At 44.7% G+C, this 16,319-nt stretch carries 25 protein-coding genes; 1 reads left to right on the top strand and 24 read right to left on the bottom strand.

The window, feature by feature from the left end:
- Positions 1 to 82: 82 nt before the first annotated feature.
- The 24 genes from BSZ04_RS00815 to BSZ04_RS00705 form a co-directional block, all read right to left on the bottom strand.
- The gene (locus tag BSZ04_RS00815; protein ID WP_088879222.1) at positions 83 to 1,051 is read right to left on the bottom strand and encodes a hypothetical protein; all 969 of its coding nucleotides are present in this window, start codon (positions 1,049 to 1,051) and stop codon (positions 83 to 85) included.
- 506 nt (positions 1,052 to 1,557) lie between these two features.
- On the bottom strand, positions 1,558 to 2,064 hold the full coding sequence (locus BSZ04_RS00810) for a hypothetical protein (RefSeq protein WP_088879221.1): 507 nt from the start codon (positions 2,062 to 2,064) through the stop codon (positions 1,558 to 1,560).
- A 2-nt stretch (positions 2,065 to 2,066) separates the two neighbouring features.
- Entirely contained in the window at positions 2,067 to 2,603 is a 537-nt protein-coding gene (locus BSZ04_RS00805; protein WP_088879220.1) for a lysozyme, read from the bottom strand.
- Complete coding sequence (locus BSZ04_RS00800) at positions 2,600 to 2,842, bottom strand: hypothetical protein (protein ID WP_088879219.1); 243 nt, start codon at positions 2,840 to 2,842, stop codon at positions 2,600 to 2,602. The genes BSZ04_RS00805 and BSZ04_RS00800 overlap by 4 nt, the downstream gene beginning before the upstream one ends.
- Positions 2,843 to 2,981: 139 nt before the next feature.
- Positions 2,982 to 3,329, bottom strand: coding sequence for a hypothetical protein (locus BSZ04_RS00795; RefSeq protein WP_088879218.1), 348 nt, complete (start codon positions 3,327 to 3,329; stop codon positions 2,982 to 2,984).
- A 4-nt stretch (positions 3,330 to 3,333) separates the two neighbouring features.
- Positions 3,334 to 3,786: a hypothetical protein gene (locus tag BSZ04_RS00790; protein ID WP_088879217.1), complete on the bottom strand. Its 453-nt coding sequence runs from the start codon at positions 3,784 to 3,786 to the stop codon at positions 3,334 to 3,336.
- Positions 3,783 to 4,595 (bottom strand): hypothetical protein, encoded by an 813-nt coding sequence (locus tag BSZ04_RS00785; RefSeq protein ID WP_088879216.1) that lies wholly within the window; start codon positions 4,593 to 4,595, stop codon positions 3,783 to 3,785. Before BSZ04_RS00785 ends, BSZ04_RS00790 begins: the two co-directional genes overlap by 4 nt.
- Positions 4,595 to 5,146 (bottom strand): hypothetical protein, encoded by a 552-nt coding sequence (locus tag BSZ04_RS00780; RefSeq protein WP_088879215.1) that lies wholly within the window; start codon positions 5,144 to 5,146, stop codon positions 4,595 to 4,597. Before BSZ04_RS00780 ends, BSZ04_RS00785 begins: the two co-directional genes overlap by 1 nt.
- Positions 5,128 to 6,174, bottom strand: a complete 1,047-nt coding sequence (locus tag BSZ04_RS00775) for a baseplate J/gp47 family protein (RefSeq protein WP_088879214.1) — start codon at positions 6,172 to 6,174, stop codon at positions 5,128 to 5,130. The genes BSZ04_RS00780 and BSZ04_RS00775 overlap by 19 nt, the downstream gene beginning before the upstream one ends.
- Complete coding sequence (locus BSZ04_RS00770; RefSeq protein ID WP_088879213.1) at positions 6,171 to 6,557, bottom strand: phage GP46 family protein; 387 nt, start codon at positions 6,555 to 6,557, stop codon at positions 6,171 to 6,173. Before BSZ04_RS00770 ends, BSZ04_RS00775 begins: the two co-directional genes overlap by 4 nt.
- The gene (locus tag BSZ04_RS00765) at positions 6,554 to 7,159 is read right to left on the bottom strand and encodes a phage baseplate assembly protein domain-containing protein (protein WP_088879212.1); all 606 of its coding nucleotides are present in this window, start codon (positions 7,157 to 7,159) and stop codon (positions 6,554 to 6,556) included. Before BSZ04_RS00765 ends, BSZ04_RS00770 begins: the two co-directional genes overlap by 4 nt.
- Positions 7,159 to 8,091, bottom strand: coding sequence for a phage tail protein (locus BSZ04_RS00760; protein WP_088879211.1), 933 nt, complete (start codon positions 8,089 to 8,091; stop codon positions 7,159 to 7,161). Before BSZ04_RS00760 ends, BSZ04_RS00765 begins: the two co-directional genes overlap by 1 nt.
- A complete protein-coding gene (locus tag BSZ04_RS25165) occupies positions 8,088 to 8,411 on the bottom strand; it encodes a hypothetical protein (protein WP_231896285.1) in 324 nt (107 codons plus the stop codon). Before BSZ04_RS25165 ends, BSZ04_RS00760 begins: the two co-directional genes overlap by 4 nt.
- Before the next feature lie 8 nt (positions 8,412 to 8,419).
- Positions 8,420 to 9,283: a DNA circularization N-terminal domain-containing protein gene (locus BSZ04_RS00755; RefSeq protein ID WP_231896284.1), complete on the bottom strand. Its 864-nt coding sequence runs from the start codon at positions 9,281 to 9,283 to the stop codon at positions 8,420 to 8,422.
- A 274-nt stretch (positions 9,284 to 9,557) separates the two neighbouring features.
- Positions 9,558 to 10,226, bottom strand: a complete 669-nt coding sequence (locus BSZ04_RS00750; protein ID WP_088879210.1) for a DUF6710 family protein — start codon at positions 10,224 to 10,226, stop codon at positions 9,558 to 9,560.
- A 96-nt stretch (positions 10,227 to 10,322) separates the two neighbouring features.
- Positions 10,323 to 10,568, bottom strand: a complete 246-nt coding sequence (locus BSZ04_RS00745) for an Ogr/Delta-like zinc finger protein (protein WP_088879209.1) — start codon at positions 10,566 to 10,568, stop codon at positions 10,323 to 10,325.
- Between the two features lie 91 nt (positions 10,569 to 10,659).
- Positions 10,660 to 12,576: a replication endonuclease gene (locus tag BSZ04_RS00740; protein ID WP_088879208.1), complete on the bottom strand. Its 1,917-nt coding sequence runs from the start codon at positions 12,574 to 12,576 to the stop codon at positions 10,660 to 10,662.
- Positions 12,557 to 12,955, bottom strand: coding sequence for a hypothetical protein (locus BSZ04_RS25120; RefSeq protein ID WP_197697121.1), 399 nt, complete (start codon positions 12,953 to 12,955; stop codon positions 12,557 to 12,559). The genes BSZ04_RS00740 and BSZ04_RS25120 overlap by 20 nt, the downstream gene beginning before the upstream one ends.
- An 86-nt stretch (positions 12,956 to 13,041) precedes the next feature.
- Complete coding sequence (locus BSZ04_RS00730) at positions 13,042 to 13,320, bottom strand: hypothetical protein (protein ID WP_088879207.1); 279 nt, start codon at positions 13,318 to 13,320, stop codon at positions 13,042 to 13,044.
- Positions 13,317 to 13,544, bottom strand: coding sequence for a hypothetical protein (locus tag BSZ04_RS00725; RefSeq protein ID WP_088879206.1), 228 nt, complete (start codon positions 13,542 to 13,544; stop codon positions 13,317 to 13,319). The genes BSZ04_RS00730 and BSZ04_RS00725 overlap by 4 nt, the downstream gene beginning before the upstream one ends.
- Positions 13,544 to 13,756 carry a hypothetical protein gene (locus tag BSZ04_RS00720; protein ID WP_088879205.1) on the bottom strand — a complete coding sequence of 71 codons (213 nt, stop codon included), beginning with the start codon at positions 13,754 to 13,756 and terminating at the stop codon, positions 13,544 to 13,546. Before BSZ04_RS00720 ends, BSZ04_RS00725 begins: the two co-directional genes overlap by 1 nt.
- Positions 13,757 to 13,758: 2 nt before the next feature.
- Complete coding sequence (locus BSZ04_RS00715; RefSeq protein ID WP_088879204.1) at positions 13,759 to 14,175, bottom strand: hypothetical protein; 417 nt, start codon at positions 14,173 to 14,175, stop codon at positions 13,759 to 13,761.
- A 20-nt stretch (positions 14,176 to 14,195) separates the two neighbouring features.
- On the bottom strand, positions 14,196 to 14,744 hold the full coding sequence (locus tag BSZ04_RS00710; protein WP_088879203.1) for a phage regulatory CII family protein: 549 nt from the start codon (positions 14,742 to 14,744) through the stop codon (positions 14,196 to 14,198).
- A gap of 223 nt (positions 14,745 to 14,967) precedes the next feature.
- Positions 14,968 to 15,255, bottom strand: a complete 288-nt coding sequence (locus BSZ04_RS00705) for a pyocin activator PrtN family protein (protein WP_088879202.1) — start codon at positions 15,253 to 15,255, stop codon at positions 14,968 to 14,970.
- A gap of 216 nt (positions 15,256 to 15,471) precedes the next feature.
- Here BSZ04_RS00705 and BSZ04_RS00700 point away from each other — a divergent pair, with 216 nt between their 5' ends.
- Entirely contained in the window at positions 15,472 to 16,317 is an 846-nt protein-coding gene (locus BSZ04_RS00700) for a helix-turn-helix domain-containing protein (RefSeq protein ID WP_231896283.1), read from the top strand.
- Positions 16,318 to 16,319 lie beyond the last annotated feature (2 nt).

Raw genomic sequence — 16,319 nt, 5'->3', positions numbered from 1 at the left:
TTTGTTTTAAGTCAATGCTTTAAAAGAATGCCAGCACAAGCTGGCATTTCGTTCTTTTGGCTAAAATATTAATAGAAAGGGCTTAGTCATTAAATGACGATAGTGCACTCTTCAAGACGACCTTATTGTAGTTTTTATCTAGATCGTCCTTGTAAGGCGTCGACTTTCCATTTCGGAAGCTGTAGTACGTTTGAATGGAAGGCAGTGAGAAATCATACTGAACCTTAGACACACCTTTGTACGGGTACAGAGAGAAGTGGAATAAAACGTCACCTTCATTTGTTCTAAAGACGCCAGACTTCTCTGAGTCATTTTTCTTGTTTGAGCTCAAATATGTAGAATTGTGGAGGCGCTGTATATTTGCAAAAGCGGTGACATCATCGTTAGATAATGTGATACTCCCATTATAACGTGTTGTCGCGGGAATTGAGATGGCGATTCCCTCTAGCTTTTTCAGTTTTGAATTGACCTGTTTCCCAAATTTCTCAAAATTAAATTGATAGTTTTCGACCTTGGCTCCGTTGTTAAAATAGAGCGCTCGCTCAAAGTTACCCTTGCGGCCTTCACCAATCTCGATCTCTCTTGGAGTGACAGTGAATACGTGATAATCACCTTCAGTGGTAAATCTCATATCAAGCCAAGGCGTGTAATATTCAATCATTTTGCCCGCACCCAACTCTTTTGAGTTGACGAACGAGTTATAAGCATTACTTTTGTCAAAGAAATTTAGGCTATTTTTGTCAAAATCATAGATGGTCGAATGAAACATCACTTCGGATGCCGTTCCGTCCTTATGAGATAGGGTATAATAAACCCGCTTTCGAAACTCCTTAAGGGGTACCTTTGCCGAAATCTTAACTTGGTAAAAATACTGATCGCCTGACTCGTGCCATTCTGCATAGTCGGCGGGCTTAGCTCGTTCCTCACCTAGGTTCCCAATATCTTGGAGTGTATTTGTTATGTTATTTGCGACATCATCAATAGTAGATTGGCAACCAGATAATGAAAGGGTAGCGATTAATACTGTAACTAGCGGTCCAAATTGTCTCATATTACAACCATTCCTTTATGCATATTGTATACTAATTGGTCATTAACTCACATTAAAGGCCTGTAATGCAATATGATTAACAGTGTATTGATTCATAATGTTGATGGGTCACTCAATTTATTGGTTTTAAAACACTTAATGCGTAAAAAAATGGGGCTCAAGCTGACTTCAATTCACAATTTATACGCAGGCGTCAAAGCAATTTTAATTGCCTTCGATTAATCCTGAACAAAACGAGATATCGTTTACTATCACTAACAACCAAGGATTTTGAGCACCTCTTGGTTAACGGCGTAAGCTCAAGAAATAAATTGCGAGCTGTACCAGCAAGACTGGACGTTTCCCTACGCGACTTTCGGATACCAAAAATTGTCCGCATTTTCTAATTTAAGTGATTAATCTAATAAGATTTTGTCCAAATTCGAGCTTGGCGATAATGCGTGTTTAACATACGGTTAAGTCACACATTATCAAAGATATTAGATTGCGCATGAATCAATTCAAAGTCATTGCAGCTGTGCTTCAACCCACAATTGCAATGACCTCAAGCGTTGAGCATTTTCAGTACAGGTTTGGAAATTCGCTACATCTTCGGCTAAGACTTCGGCATCTCGCTGGTATGGAGTGGTTGCGGTGGTACCATCAGTGACGGTGGCGGGTTGCTGAATACCGATTGCTCTATTATGCGCTCGCACGGACTCGGCGCGGATGTGCAGCCAGTCAGCATCATTAGCAATGCACTGCTTATTAGTATTTTCTTGGGCATACTCAATTACCTTTTTCTCTATGGTTCGATATTGAATTCGGATGTCAGGCTGTTGCTTGGCAAGGATAACTGCTAGGGTAAAGGCTTCATCTTGCTTTTGTTCATACTTATCAAACAGGGCATTCTGCTCTTGTTGGGCTTTGGCTAAAGTGGTCGTTACGCCATAGTCATAAGAGAGATAAGCGATAGCAGTAAAAGCAGCAACGACGCCGAGGTTTTTAACTAACGTGAGGTGGCTTGCTAACATGATCACCACCCATTCAAACAGACGTGTTGTTCTTTGTTTCTGCGTTTGGGAATGCCACCACAGTTGCTTTCGACAATGAGACAGTTCTTACCATTTACGTAAATCCATCTAGGGTATTGTTTACATGCTCCAATGTTGTCGCCCTGGTTGAACTTCTTAAGGAGAGTAGAGCTTTTGAATTTGCCTGCCCCAAGGTTATAAACAAAGCTCACCATCATGTCGTATTCGCCTTGTTTTGGCGTTTTAGTGATGTACTTTTTAACCACCTTCTCAGCCGCAGTAACGCTTTCAACAAACTTCTCTGCTGCTTGACGTTCAGTAATCTTGGTGTGTTCTGTTACGCCTTTGGTATGGCCGAGCCCGACAGTCCAAACATTGGCGCTGCATTGGTAGGCTTTAAGCCGGCATCCTTCTTCATTAGCGATATGACGCAAGCCGTTTTCGCTCACGCTCAGCTCTGAGTCAATATTAAAGACAATGGCAAGTATGGAAGCGACAGCGCAAACCGTACCCTGAATCGCTCTGGTTTTAAGAGTCATGCGGCACCATCCTCTTGAGCGTTTAATTTAGCGAGCTTCGCTTTGTTGAGCTTGATGGATACGGCGTAATGCTTAATCGCCATAATGCCGGTGACGATACCTACTGCCGCGGCTATTAACTGCGCGATATCATCTACACCAAAACTCACCATAGTGGATAAAATAGAGGTGACGGCTTTCTTTATCCCGGTGGCATCTAACAGTGATACGACAAGCGGTTTTGCTCCAGTTTCGTTCATTTAATTTCTCTCGTAGCTTGTGAATAGTGCCCCCATAAACCAGTCTAAAGTGCTGAGTTTTAAAGGGTAGCGGTTGGATTTCTAGCGATGGGATATAGAAGCGGATAAAGAAAACCCAGCGGAATGCTGGGTTTTACAGTTAGTTGATTATTTGTGAGCCACTTGGCGTGGTTGGGCGCACGGGCCTGTCACCGTAAGGAAAGTCCGGCTGCATAGGATAGTCTCGCAGGGCTTGCTTATAGTCTTCTACTTGAGTGAAGTAAGGAAATGACTCTCCGTAACTTTGACTGTCGATGTAAGCCAACTCTTGATTACGCCATGCTTTTTCTTCTTCAATCTTTTGTTGAGTTCGTTGCTCAGGTGTTGTCGCTGTAGCTTCAATTCTTACCGCGCATCGACCATTTACCCAGCGTTCTTCTACGTATTGTTCGCCGTTTTGAGGCTTTTCAGATACTTCTACGTCATTTACTAAAAATTTGATTTGCATGTTGTTACTCCACGTCAGACCACGACATACACAGCGTTGATACATAGGTTGGAGAAGCATTAAAAAAATGCATCTCTATCGTACGTCCTACAAAATACCCCTGAGAAACTAGACGAGCGATGGCGCTATATGCTGTCCAAGCAGATGTAGTGTCGTCTAGCTGGTATGTGTCGGAAGTGCCAGTTATATCCGCCATCATATCAACACCATCGACCATTAGTTTTTGTAATCCGGCTTGGTAATTTAAGTTCACACCCGTCAACATTACGCGGCCACCTTCAACAGCATTTATGGTCATGGTGTAAGCGGAGTTTCTTTGTATGTCGACTTTTTCATAGCAATTAATCTCCCTATCATCCCCGCCCTGAATGAAAGGGTTCATACCATTACCAACAATGTTCTTAATTTTAATTCCGCCAGTGCTCGCCGCTGGATTTGCTAAATCTACTTCACTCATACGTACCATTCCCCGTCAATAGACTTAAACGTGTATTGAACATTGCGGGTAACAATGTTCGTCGTTTCGTGCTGTTCGCCTGTCGAAAGCACTGTGATTTTTTTGCGGTTCGGAGCGGTAAATGGCTGCTTGTTTTCTTCTGTCACCGCAGCAAGTACGAGCACGCGACAAATGCAATCTTCGCTGGCTTCTGGTAGCTGAATCGGCTTGATGACTTTAAAAACATTCAGCTTATTAAGCGCAATATCATCATCTTGTGTTTCGATGAAGTTTGGTTTGTTATTTCTGCTTAACGCTGCGCTTAACTTCTTTGCTGTTACTATTCGCTCATCATCAACACCAGCGGCTACTTCCTCTATTGTTGCTACTTCTGCGATGCCTGGTGTTTCTTCATCAGCAAAAGGCATGGTTGCCACTTCGACGGTAATATTGTCGATGCGTGATGCTGAAAGATTTAGGTCAAACACCTCAGTTACGATGGAGTTAGCACGCTTTAGAGTCATCACTTTGCCATCGTCACTGTCCACACCAAATAGAGTTTGGGCTTCATCGTCTAAGTGGTAACCGATCTCTTTGCCTTCAAACTCTTCCTTTCCAACGAAGTCGGCTTCAAAGTGAAGATGGCCTGTTTTAATGATGCGTCCACGAATCACAGGCTTGCGGATGATTTCCGCGCGTAGCTCGGTTTGGTCTTCAGTTGGTGTATAACCTTCTGTGCCGATACTGATGTGAGATATTTTAAACTCGACACCCAGATCACCGGCACGAACGGATGCAGCTCGACCTGCATCTGTAATTACTAGCGCCATTATTGAGTTACCTCGTGTGTATGTGTTGTCCGGATATGCCGCGCATTTGCAAGCCCAGTAAAGTGCTCGATGGTTGGGCATATTTCGTATTGATGAATATTTCGCGTGACTTGGTAGTTAACGGCTTGCATGTAAAGCGTGGTCTCGTTGTTGTAGAGCCATTGAATATCAGTATGCGGTAGCCGCTTATCTTCAAAGGCTTTCCATGCATCCCCGGCGCTTGAGCGTGACGATGACTTAAGCGAGACATAAATGAGGTTTGGTGTTGCTACGTCGTCGTAAACCGTGCCACTTTCTTTTCCTGCCACTTCAAACAGCAGGGCTTGATAGTCATTGATTTTCCAGCCAAAGAGATCATCTTTAAACTCTGAAAGTAGGGATAGCTCTACTTCGTCATGCGTGGTTTTGAAGTCTTGTGCCATGCCCTCAATCAGGCTGGTCAGCTCTTTGTTTTCGACCTCTTGCCAGTAATCGCCTTTGGGTAATAGTGCGCGGATAGAGTCAGCAAAGTCGCTCTCGCTGTAATCAATGATTAAGTCGGAGGTGTCCATGTTACGCCTCCTATTGTGTGAATTTGATTGTTCTCAATGGTCACTTCATCAAGTGGCGCTTTGAGAATAAAACCACTGGTAATCTCTGCTACCACCAGAGTGATGTCCGTTGGGGTAATTGATTCCGGTTTTTGCGTATCTTCATCGATCACTCCCATCTTGCCTTTGATTAAGTCTTCCAGTGCGGTGATAACATCTTCACGTACGCTTTCGTCTTCAATGCCCTGGATCTCAATATCAATCGGCATTTTCTGAGGTTGATGAGCAAATGGGTGACAACCTGCAAGTCGGTTTGTCTCAAATGCTTGCTGGACCAGGTTCATCACTTCATCACTGACGGCAGGGTTGTTATTTCTCGCACCTATATAAACCTCAACCATGCCGCGCTTTGGGGTGTTATCGAGTGCCCAAGCAAAATCGACATCAGCATGAGCAGAAATCGCCCATGACTCATAGTCTTCACGTTTACCGATCATTTGGTTTTTATTGAAGGCATTAACTACGCGGCCTCGCCAGTGTTCAAGCTCTTCAATGCCACTACCGCCACTAATGCCGAGGCTAACAATGTTGTTTGGGTCTACGCCGTTGAGTGCTTCTGTCAGCTTAAGCTTTGCCCCGTTGGGTAGATTGCTATCCGTACCTGCTTTAAGCGCGATGACCGCTACCGCTTCGTCGCTATGTTGCTCACGAACGGTTTTGTATTCGTTTCCGGCATCATCAACCAGTACTCGACCTTTGGGGATGGTCACGACCGCCCCTGTCTGGAAAAAGCTCACTGGCCCCGTAGCGAACTGAGGTTGTAAGCGAGGCTCTTTATGCCTTGTTGCATGTAGGTATAACCAAGCCTCCGAACAGCTTTCTGGGTGTAGCTCTCGAAACAACAGGTCTTGATAGCCATACTGCCCATAGCTAACACCTGCAATGGCACTGGCGATGGCATCAATAGCAGGGTTGTTTTGACCTGTTTTCGCTATGAGCGTCGCTTTGGCTCGGTCAATTAGGTATTTCAGGCTGCGTTGAGTGCTCATAGCTCAACCTCAAACTTGGTTCCATCGGTTAAGGTGATCATAACGTTTCGTCCCATGACATTAGGTGCTTCTTCCCATGTGGTGACATCAATGCGTTTGGCGTAGCCTTCATCAATCAGCCATTGCAGGGCATCTTGATAAAAACGCCTGGCTAAGCTGATGGTTTGAGCTGTGACTTTATCGCGCTTAAGTGTCCAATCACGTGAGCCGACAATGTTCAGTAATTCGTTGCTCCAAGTACCGCCGCGCTCGTCGTTGTCCATTCTTGCTCTATCGTTCTGAGTAGACTCAGCATAGTTATGAACACTTTGTTGTACGGCGTGGGTCATCCCCTCTCTTGAACTAATGGGGGAGGTTAGGGCGTTAAGGTTAAAGCGGTTCATTGATTGGGCCCTTGTGTTACTTTGCTTGCTCCATCATCTTGGTAGTTGTGTGTATGCTTCTCGACACTTACCCCACCAAACGTCCCTGATTTACCACCAACAGCGCCGGTTGCGCTGATATTTTTCGTCACAGATAAACTTCCGCCTATGCTTACATCACCTGAAAATGATGACTCTGGTGCGGTTATTGAAACTGATGGTGCTTTTACCGAGGTTTCTTGCGTTGAGGTGACCTCAATCTTCGCCATTGAGTTAATTTTGATGCCGTTATTGGTGAAGTGGACGAGGTTGCCTTTATCGTCCAGTACTGCCACTTCACCTGGCTCTAGTTCAATTTGGTGGCGTTCGTCTTCCACATTTACGGTCACACCACGAGCCGTCACCCCGCCAATAAACAGGTTGTAGGTTTTGGCGCCCACTAAAGGGCGGCTCATAAATCCGTAGTTGTGCACGCGCTTTATCTTGTCGTTCGTACGACCGGTGGCAGTTTTGATTTGCAGCATTCCGGTGGTTGCGCCTGTCACGGTTCCTGTTCCGGTAATGTTTTTAATACGCGCCATTAGCCGTTGTTGCTGCTGCTTTTGCGCGATGGAGCTATGCATTACTTCTGCTCCTTAAATGGTCTGAATAGTTCAATCGATGTACTTGCTGAGCTTTCGGATACCGATAGGCTTAAAGCTTTAATTACGAGCATTTCGTTAAAACCTTGTTGCTCATCCATCACTCGTATCACTCGGTTTAATCCATCAATGGCAAGCTCTTGGAACACGTCAGCAATCGTGCTGGTTGCGGTGAGGCTTTCGGCTATGGCGAGGTCACGTTCATACCTGGCGCGAGAAAAACAGGCCTTTGCGTTTTGTAATTGGTCACAGATGATCACCATGACTCTTTGCTTATTCACGTTAGGGTTGGTGATGACAGCGTATGAATCATCCCACGCACCTTGAACCTCCGTGTGGTAGAACTGCTTATGAAAGGTGCGCTTAATACCAAGGTTTTCGATGTTTTTACCCACCTGTAGGCCAATACCTTGAATGGTTGCGTGAGCCGTGTGCTCAATGGTTAGAACACCGTTGCGCTCAATCAGCATGTAACCCTGCTCACGGATGATTTGAGCAATGTTATCAACGGGTGATTCAGCCGTAATTTGAAACTCATCAACCAGGGGCATGGCGCCTATCCAGCTTTGTACCGACAGCCCGAACGGTTTCGCGATGTTTGCCAGCAGCTTGGCTACGTTCTGGTTATAGAGCGCATCCATAGTGATACGTGAATCAATCATGTTGGCACTTCTGGAGCGGCCAGTGATTGTTAGTTTGTGAGCGCTGCTTTCAGTGCTTGAGTCAGTATCATCAATTTGCCCGGTTAGGATTGGCTTATCATCCAAGCGAAATTCAACAGGTAAAGGTGAGGTAATGCTCATCGGCGGAATGTCTGCACTGAAGGTGTGTGCGAGTTGCTCTACAGAGTAGTTCAATGATGCCGAGTAAAACGGAACAAGGTTACCGTTGATAAGTAATGTGACTTTCTTCATTTCACATTCCTCACGGCAATATCACCACGCATAAAGAGCGGATGTTGCAATGCGTTCAAAGCCGTCACCATTGCTTCACTACTTTGCTCATCATGAGCGAGGACTAGTGCTGAGGTGTACTTTGGTTTCACCACGGTTCGGTGCGGCGTAATACCTGCAATGACTTTATCGCGCTGAGTTTGTACGTTGCCTTTGAGAGAAGTCAGACCTTCGTACAGCTCCAGAGCTTCTAATGTAGAGTTGGCTGTTACTTCTCCTATGTTGGTATCAAGCGCAGATAGCAGGGCGTTGAGGTCGTTTAAAATGACATTGCTATTCATTTCTCCCCCTATGCGGTTACATCGTAAGTGTCAACCACTTCAAGCTCAGTGAGGTTTTCGCTCATCTTGACCGCGGCAGTCACCAATTGAGTGTTGTAGTGAGTGCTGGGTGCTTCTTCTCCCATCAACCCCAGCATGAACGCCTGAGCCGAACGCGCATGATTTGCGGCTTCGCTGATTGAGTCAGGCTCTAGCTGCACACCTTCCGCAACGGCATCCACAGCGATGCTCATAAGGCTGGCAAAGTCTTCAGGGTCATTGCTGATGCTGCTAATCGCTGAGTAGGCTGTGTTTAGTGCGTTGTTGATGTCCTGCTTCTTCTCATCATCCAAATCAAGGCGATTGGTGATGTCTACCAGGGCATCATGCATCTTGGTGAAATCATCTTGAGTTTGAGCAATTTCAGCTACGCTCATTTCTTCCACATCTTTGACGAACACCTTAGTCGAGATTTTTTCGACGGCGCTGGCCTGCTCTCTAGTTCTCACAATGCTTGGCGCAGAGATAGTTGGAGATATGCCGGCACGCACGAAAGAAAGGCTAAGCGTGACCAAGCCGCGCTTGGTGCTGATATTTTGGGAATAAGATTGGTAGACGAGTTTTAACTCACCAAGCCAAGGGTGTTCGAGTTCGCCTTCTGGAGAGGCTTCACAGTTCGCGATAAAGGCATTGGCATCTGCAAGGGAGCTCGTGCCAACAAAGACGATTTCAAAGTTGAAGGTACGGGCCTTGCTGCCCATCACCTTGATGTGTGGCAGGTCTTTATAAGGAATTTCAACAACGTGCAGACGCTGACCGCCATCAATGGCCGTCGATAGGATGTTGAGCTTATGCCCGTTCCATCGTCCGTGCTCGTATTGTCGTTCCCACATCAGAAAACCCACCAAACCCAAGGAAAAAATCAGAATTTCGCAGAATGAGGAAAATTCGGTAGTGGGGGAGGCGCTTGGGGCTTGCGTCGGCTCACCCCTCCCTCCACACCAAAATTCAACACTGCAATTTTGCGCAATCAGAGGCGCAATTCATTTCGGTAGGTTTATTTGACCACAGCCCTTGTGGGAACTACATCAAGGACTGTTTTAGATTGTAGTTTTAGAGATCGTCCGAGATCGTTTTTTTGCGTTTTTTGGAGAAAGATGATCTTTACTATTGTGCAGCTTTATCTATTTGGGTAAAAGGTGGATTAATCATGTCAGCTAAAAAGCGGCTTACTTCCCATGCCATGCCTAACTCTGGGCAGTCGCAGTATTTCACTATCTCATTGCGTTCTTGGCATATCCAAGCATGCCCATTGTTACGATATTTATTGAGTAAGGGTGCTAAGTTGTACCAGTCTTCGACCTTGACTTCACCTTCCCCCATGATTATCCCTTGTGCTATAGAGTGATTTCCTCCAGTAACCTGTCCCAACATAATGGGCCAGTAATAGTTTACTGAGTGGTTTGTAGAAGGTTTAAAGTTTCCCATTAATCTATCAGGACCGATGCTTCCTAAGTTTCTAATAATTCGCTCTGGATGCCACGGAAATGTAATGATGGGTTCAGACAATGAAATATAGGTATCAACCCTTCCTGCATAACAAGAGTGTAATTCACCAAAGCTTCCAATTACCAAGTCTATACAGCCCGTTGCTTGATGGTCGTCTACTAAATAAGGCTCTAGCATTTGTCTAGACTGTAATCTGCGCCAGATAGTACGAATTAGATCTTTTAGCCCTTCTACGTTTTTTCTCTCTGCGAGCGCTGATGCACGACGTAGCAAGTGAGTCATCTCTTCGGTGTTGCTCAAGTCCTCGGTTTTCTTTCTTTTTAACACTCGGTTACCTTCAATTACTTATTGTCTTTTGTTTCAGATATTTAACTCCGCATATGAGAAGATGAAAACGGAATTGGAATTAATTTGTCGTATACTTCACATTTCTCCTGCAGCGAACATATCTATCTGGTTTAAGTCACCTTTGCACAGTTCTGGTTGTAGTTCAGGGTCAGGCTTCTTACTTGTTTGCTCAATGATTTTGTGTACCGAGGTTAGAGTGGTGAAAGCAACTCCACAGTTTAGGTTTAGACACTGGCAGTAAGCCTCACGAGTCTCTTTGGTAATCGCTCGTGAGGTTGCAATTCTGGCTTTACTTTCGCACTTAGGGCAGGTGATCAGCATTTTGTTTCTCCTTAATCCTAGTATTTTCGCTCAGTACCCACCCCTAAGTAATGAACGACAGAATTAGCTCTATTCACAGGAACTCTTATACCTACCTCAAACAGTCTGTTTTGATTGCTTTAATGTAGTCAAAGGGAGCATTTTCCCGGTTAATGAACTCCTCCCATTCTGGATCGGAGCGGTTTAACTCTTGTTCCAAAAAGAAGTTATCGATAATTTTTTGGCTTTTGGGTGGAATTCTATAGTTATTGCCACTGGACCAAGGTCGGTCGCTCCCGCTCCCTGCAGAAGCCTCCGACAAGTCGGAGGCTTTTTTAACTAACTTCCACTCAGTCTCACGGGTAAACACCACAAGCCCTGAGCCCTCAAGTCCATCGGTTGCAGTGACAATTTCACCGTATTTGTTTTCACGTTCTTTCTTGAGTAGCTTTATTGGACGCATAGATGCACTTAGTCGGTGACCGCCCATGTAATCCATATAAACTGAAAAGAAGCCGTTATCAGCAGCTCTACGAGTTTTTTCGAACAAGCAAAACTCTTGCTCTTCATCAATACGGCGAAGCTCTCGCCAAATTGTTACAGGTGGTGTGCGTTGAAACTGGAACTGACGAAAACAGAATGTGCGCGACCAGGCTGTTACGTTCTTCACCGTATCCTGTAACTTTGCTCGTCTATTGTCGGTATCGGTCAAACCCTCAAGGGCATGACCATCTACGTTTTTCGAGATGTATTTAGCTAGATACGCAACAGCACCGCCAGATTCTTCACTGATAAATTTTGCATCAAAGCGAGCTTTCATTGCTTTGGTCTTTGGGGTTCCGTTATCAAAGAATAAGTCTTTCTTTTCGCGGAATTGATAATTTTGAAGGCCACCGATGAATGCTTTTGCTTGGTCTAATGGCATAAAAAACACGCCGTGCCAGTGTGGTGTTCCATCTTGGTGGGGTTCAACAACTCTCATTCCGTAATAGGTTAGATTGCGGTAATCCGCCCAAGCGCGGAATAACTCCCAGCCTTTGCTTAACCAAGCATGAGCATCCTTAGGAGTACTGCCGTCAAAGTTAGGGTTTTCAATCCAGTATTTTCCGTGCTGCTTTAAGCGGTGGAAGCGACTAGGGGAGGTCATCGTAATGAATACCGCGATGTGATTGTTACTTTCTGCATATTCTTGGCATCCAGCAATACGAGTCATCAACTCATGGCGGCGGTTAGCGGGGTTGCTTTGTGATGAATCAACCACAGTTTGTAGATCTATTGTTTCGCCGCTCTCTGACTCAATTGCCATAAGCTCAATCCATTCTCGCTGTCTGTCTTGGCGAATGGTTAGCCATTCACAGGCAGAGATAGAAGCATAAGGTGAGCTATGTGGTGATACCATGCCAGCAGCGCGGCGAGCATTCTCAAATACAGCCACACTGATTCTACCAATTGCTCTACGCCAAAAGCCGTCGTCCATCAAACGTACAATTGCTGAATAAGCTTGCTCATCATCTTCTACATAAGTGAACTGAGGTAGCCACAAAGATGCTCCAACGAACTCATTCACAAAGGAAAGAGTTGCCATAGGCGAGAGTCCTTTCTCGGCTGCTAGGCGCACACGATTACCGCAACGGCTTGCCATCTCAACGGCTAACTTAGCTCGCTTAATTTCATTATCTACTTTCCACCAAGGCTCAGGTATTACTGAGAATGCCGCGGCTGCAGCAGAACTTCGTTTCTCAATAAAGTCTATTGCTTTTTTGAAACCATATTTACGCAAGCGGCTAGCAGCAGCCTTATCTATATAATTACGAATATCAAAAGGTAGCTTGAGCTTGTTGGCTGTGGTAGAAGCAAATTCAAACACTCGCTCTCTTGGTGTTTTCTTACCATCATGCACCCACTCACCATTGATGAACTCAAGTTGAGATGTACCTTTTTTGTTTTCCAAATACGCCATCAGCTCCCTATGAATATTGCTAGGGAGCCGATTAAGTGGATTATTGAGATTAGTGTTGTGTTGTTTCATTTTGCCCTGGGCGTTGTACTGATCGATCTGGAAGGTTATTGGCTTTAACAGCTAGTCTTGTTCGCCACCTTGTATCGGTGTCAGCTTTTGTCTTAGTTTTGTTTTTCGGCTTACTCTTGATTTCCCAAGGGTCTAAGCACTTATCTTCAGTGCAAATATAATTAAGAGGCCCATTTTTACTGCTCTGTCTCTGGCGCTTATTCAGCCCTAACTCCTTCCTCAGCACTTCCATACGATTCAATGAGCGCTCTGTTTTTACTGGGTCAAAATCAGATAGCCCCTCCATATCAGGACAAGGCATATGAGTAGGGCTGGTTGCTCTTACCCCTTTGTCATAAATAGAAATAGCAGGGCAGTATTCGACATCTTCAACAGACATATTCACCTCTCTTTGCCGCATTATTGGCCTAGCAAATGCGGCTTTCTACAAATTGATTTCGTTTAGAACGATCACATCCGAAGCCTTTAAAGCTCATCTACAGAAATACCCAACTCTATCGCGAGCTGAATATCTTCGATTCTGTGGCGAGTTTTCTCTGGCATCTTATTCACCAGTTTTACTGGGCAAGTAGCTGGTGCTGGAGCTGCAATATTCGGAGAGGTTGCTCTAGTCTTTCGTTTTTGTTTAGGCCCGCTACTAAGCTGAGTTTTGCGCTTGTATTGTTTGCGCTTTTTCGCACAAATGGTCTCTCGATTTTTCTGGTAGTACTGGCGCTGGTACTGCTGCTTTTCTGTGAGGTTCATACTTCGGTTAACTCCTGTGCATCGACAATCATGTAGCCGCCAGCACCTTCACCCTGACTAAGAATGCCGCGGAGTAGGTGATTACAATCTAACTGAGCGCAAGCTTGCTTTACGGCATCTTCTAATGAATCAAAGTCACCAAGCTTAGTTACTTCAGGTTCAAATGTTTTGGCGTGGCGCTTCATAGCGCCATCACCAAATAATCGAAGGGCGAAGTATTCCATCACGCCCCCTTTACTTCTTGTTGCATTGCAATAAGCGCTAATCCGGCTTGTGCATGAATATCATTCCACATGCGTATTAGGTTGCTTTGAAAGTTCTCTTGTCCCTCTACAGGGTTAGAGCGGAATTTATTGATGTTAAGAATCGCCACGTTTTGCCAATGAAGTGCCTCATCAATAGTGGAAATTTGGATATTGATTGATTGTGTTTCCATGATTAACCTCCAATCACTTCTAAGCAGTACTGTTCGAACTGAAATAGCTCTTCATCGTTCCAACGGCCAAGGTCACGTAGGCCAAGCATCTCCAAATACAAATGGCGGTTGCTCATATCAAGCTGCGACCAGTGGTGCAGTTGAGGTTTTGCTTTTTCGTGTAGACCAGAGCGATACCAGCTCGCAAAAGAGTGAGAAAAAAACACGCGAGCACGATCGCCTTGCATCGCTTTTTTGATATCGGATATCACCTCAGATTGTGGGCGGTGTGTTTCGATTAACGTTTGTTTCTTAGCAATCGCATCAAGCCAGATAAGAATTTCGTGCTGTTGCTCTTCACTACTTGCATTAAAACGATCAGTGATTTGCTCAAAAGAGCTAATCAATATTTGTTCTAGATAGTTTGAATTATTTCCCATAGCTACACCCCTGTAGAAAGTTAAGAAAGACCCGGTATAGGTGCTCCATTGGCAATAAAGTCCACTCCCATTGAGAAGAAAGGTTGAGCGCTGCCAGAGCGGTTTTCTAGGTCATTGATTAAAAGCACTAAGTTGCTAATGCCTTTTTGTGCTCGGTTGATGATTTTGTTTCTGATAGAGCGAGGTAGGTACAGATCACCTGCATGCTCAAGCGCCATACGAGAGAAGTCACCGGCACATTCCGAGTTCTCTAATACGCGTCTTAAAAACGTTTCTTGGGTTGCTTCACTTGCATCTCGGGGGAGTTGTGCTGCTACGATATCTAGCTCACGAAGAAGTGCGTAAACAATGGAGTAGTCATCCGTTGCTTTACTGATGGCAATAAGCATTGGTGGAGTCAGCAGTCTTGCTTGTTCAGGGTTCAGCATATTGCGCATTACGTTGCGTTTGATGCCGAGAGCGTCAGCAAGGTCACTCATATTGTGTTGGCTTGAAAAGGCAACACAGGCTTCATCAAAGTTGTATTGTGCAGAGCCTAAAAACTCGCACATTGCTTGATTCGCTTCCATATCCGATACTCACCTTGTAGCAAGTGAAGCGAAAACCAAATGCGGGATGACAGCAGGGGTGTGAAAAGCTATCCTAAAAAGGAACGTAAGTTCACACATGAAAGTCATGTTTATTGAATTGTTCTTTTGTGTTCTGAGTCTCGCCAAAGTCTAAGAAGGCACATAGGAACGAAGCACTGGTTTTCATACTCGGCATTGAGGCTTTGCTTCAATGCCGTTTTTATTAGTGGTGTCCAAACTTTCCGTAAATGGATTCCCATTCCTTCTTTGCTTCTGCTTTTTTTCGGTCGATATATTCGGCAAGGTCATCAACAGAAACAAAAATAGGTGCTTTAGTACCTTTGTTTGTTTCTGTTTCTTCATGGAGGCGAAAGGTAGGTACTGGAAATTCATTCGCGCTGACTTTTCCTTTAGCAGTCGCGTACTTCATTCCAAAATATTCTTCTGAGATCTCAGATAGTTTGACCACTGGTGCACCAAATACGGCGTGCAACGCATATTGAGTATTCATAAGGTTAGCCTCATTTCCACTAAACCACTGACGTGGTATAGTCTTAGTTAATCGCGCTTAACCTCCGTTCGTCTGCAAACATATCGGAGTTAATGTGCGTTTATAATTGTTTGTTTGTGTGAATATCCTGCGCTTGCACATAGTGTTTGTCAACTGTTTAAAAGTGTTTGTATGAGAGAGTGGTATTTAAGTTCTGAACTAGTTGGGCTGGAAGGTATGGCTAATTCAGCCACGGGCGTGAGCCAAAAAGCCAAAAGAAACAATTGGTTAAATAGAAAAAGCTCTACTGGCAGTAGAGCTTTGGAGTACCATATTTCTAATTTTCATCCTGATGTAAAAAGACAACTAATTGAGAAGTACGTCACAGATAAAGACGAAGCCCAACAGCTAATGGATTTGCCCCCACCATCGGAAAAAACAGCTGTGCCTTTAGTTGCGGATATACTGGAGCACACGACGCTCACAGAAGAAGCTTTGGAACTTGAACTGAGAAAGTTTGTAGAAAGTAATCCAGGCGGTACGCCTATAAGTAACTTTATTGAGCAAATGAAGCTTCTTCGCCGGAAATATGACAAAGATAACGTTACAGAACTGTCTAACGTGAAATCAGTAAAGCTAGCTTCTGAGATGGGGGATATGTGTGCTGTACCTGTCTATAACGTTTATGCCTCTTGTGGTTTTGGTGCTCAAAATGACGCTGAGTATCAACTAAGAACAGAATTCCTGCCTTGTATGTGGCTAAAGCGCTTTGGCTTAACAGAAGAAACAGCGCGCATCATTATCTGCCACGGAGACTCAATGGAAGACACGTTGAGTGACGGTGATGAAGTTCTAGTGGATATTCGTGAGCTTGATCACCCAGTTAAGCACGGTGTGTATGTTGTTCGTATCGGTAAGCACGTTTACATCAAGCGCCTGAAGTACGACATCATGGCAGAAGGCTATGAAGTGATTTCAGACAATAAAGAAGAATATGATTCATTCATCGTGAACGAGGAGAAACTCAATGAGTTTGCGGTGATAGGAAAAGTAGTTACCACCGTCATGAAGGCGGTGATTTAAAA

This window comes from Vibrio rotiferianus, from assembly GCF_002214395.1.
Lineage (GTDB): Bacteria > Pseudomonadota > Gammaproteobacteria > Enterobacterales > Vibrionaceae > Vibrio > Vibrio rotiferianus.
This window is presented reverse-complemented; position numbering and strand designations above follow the sequence as displayed.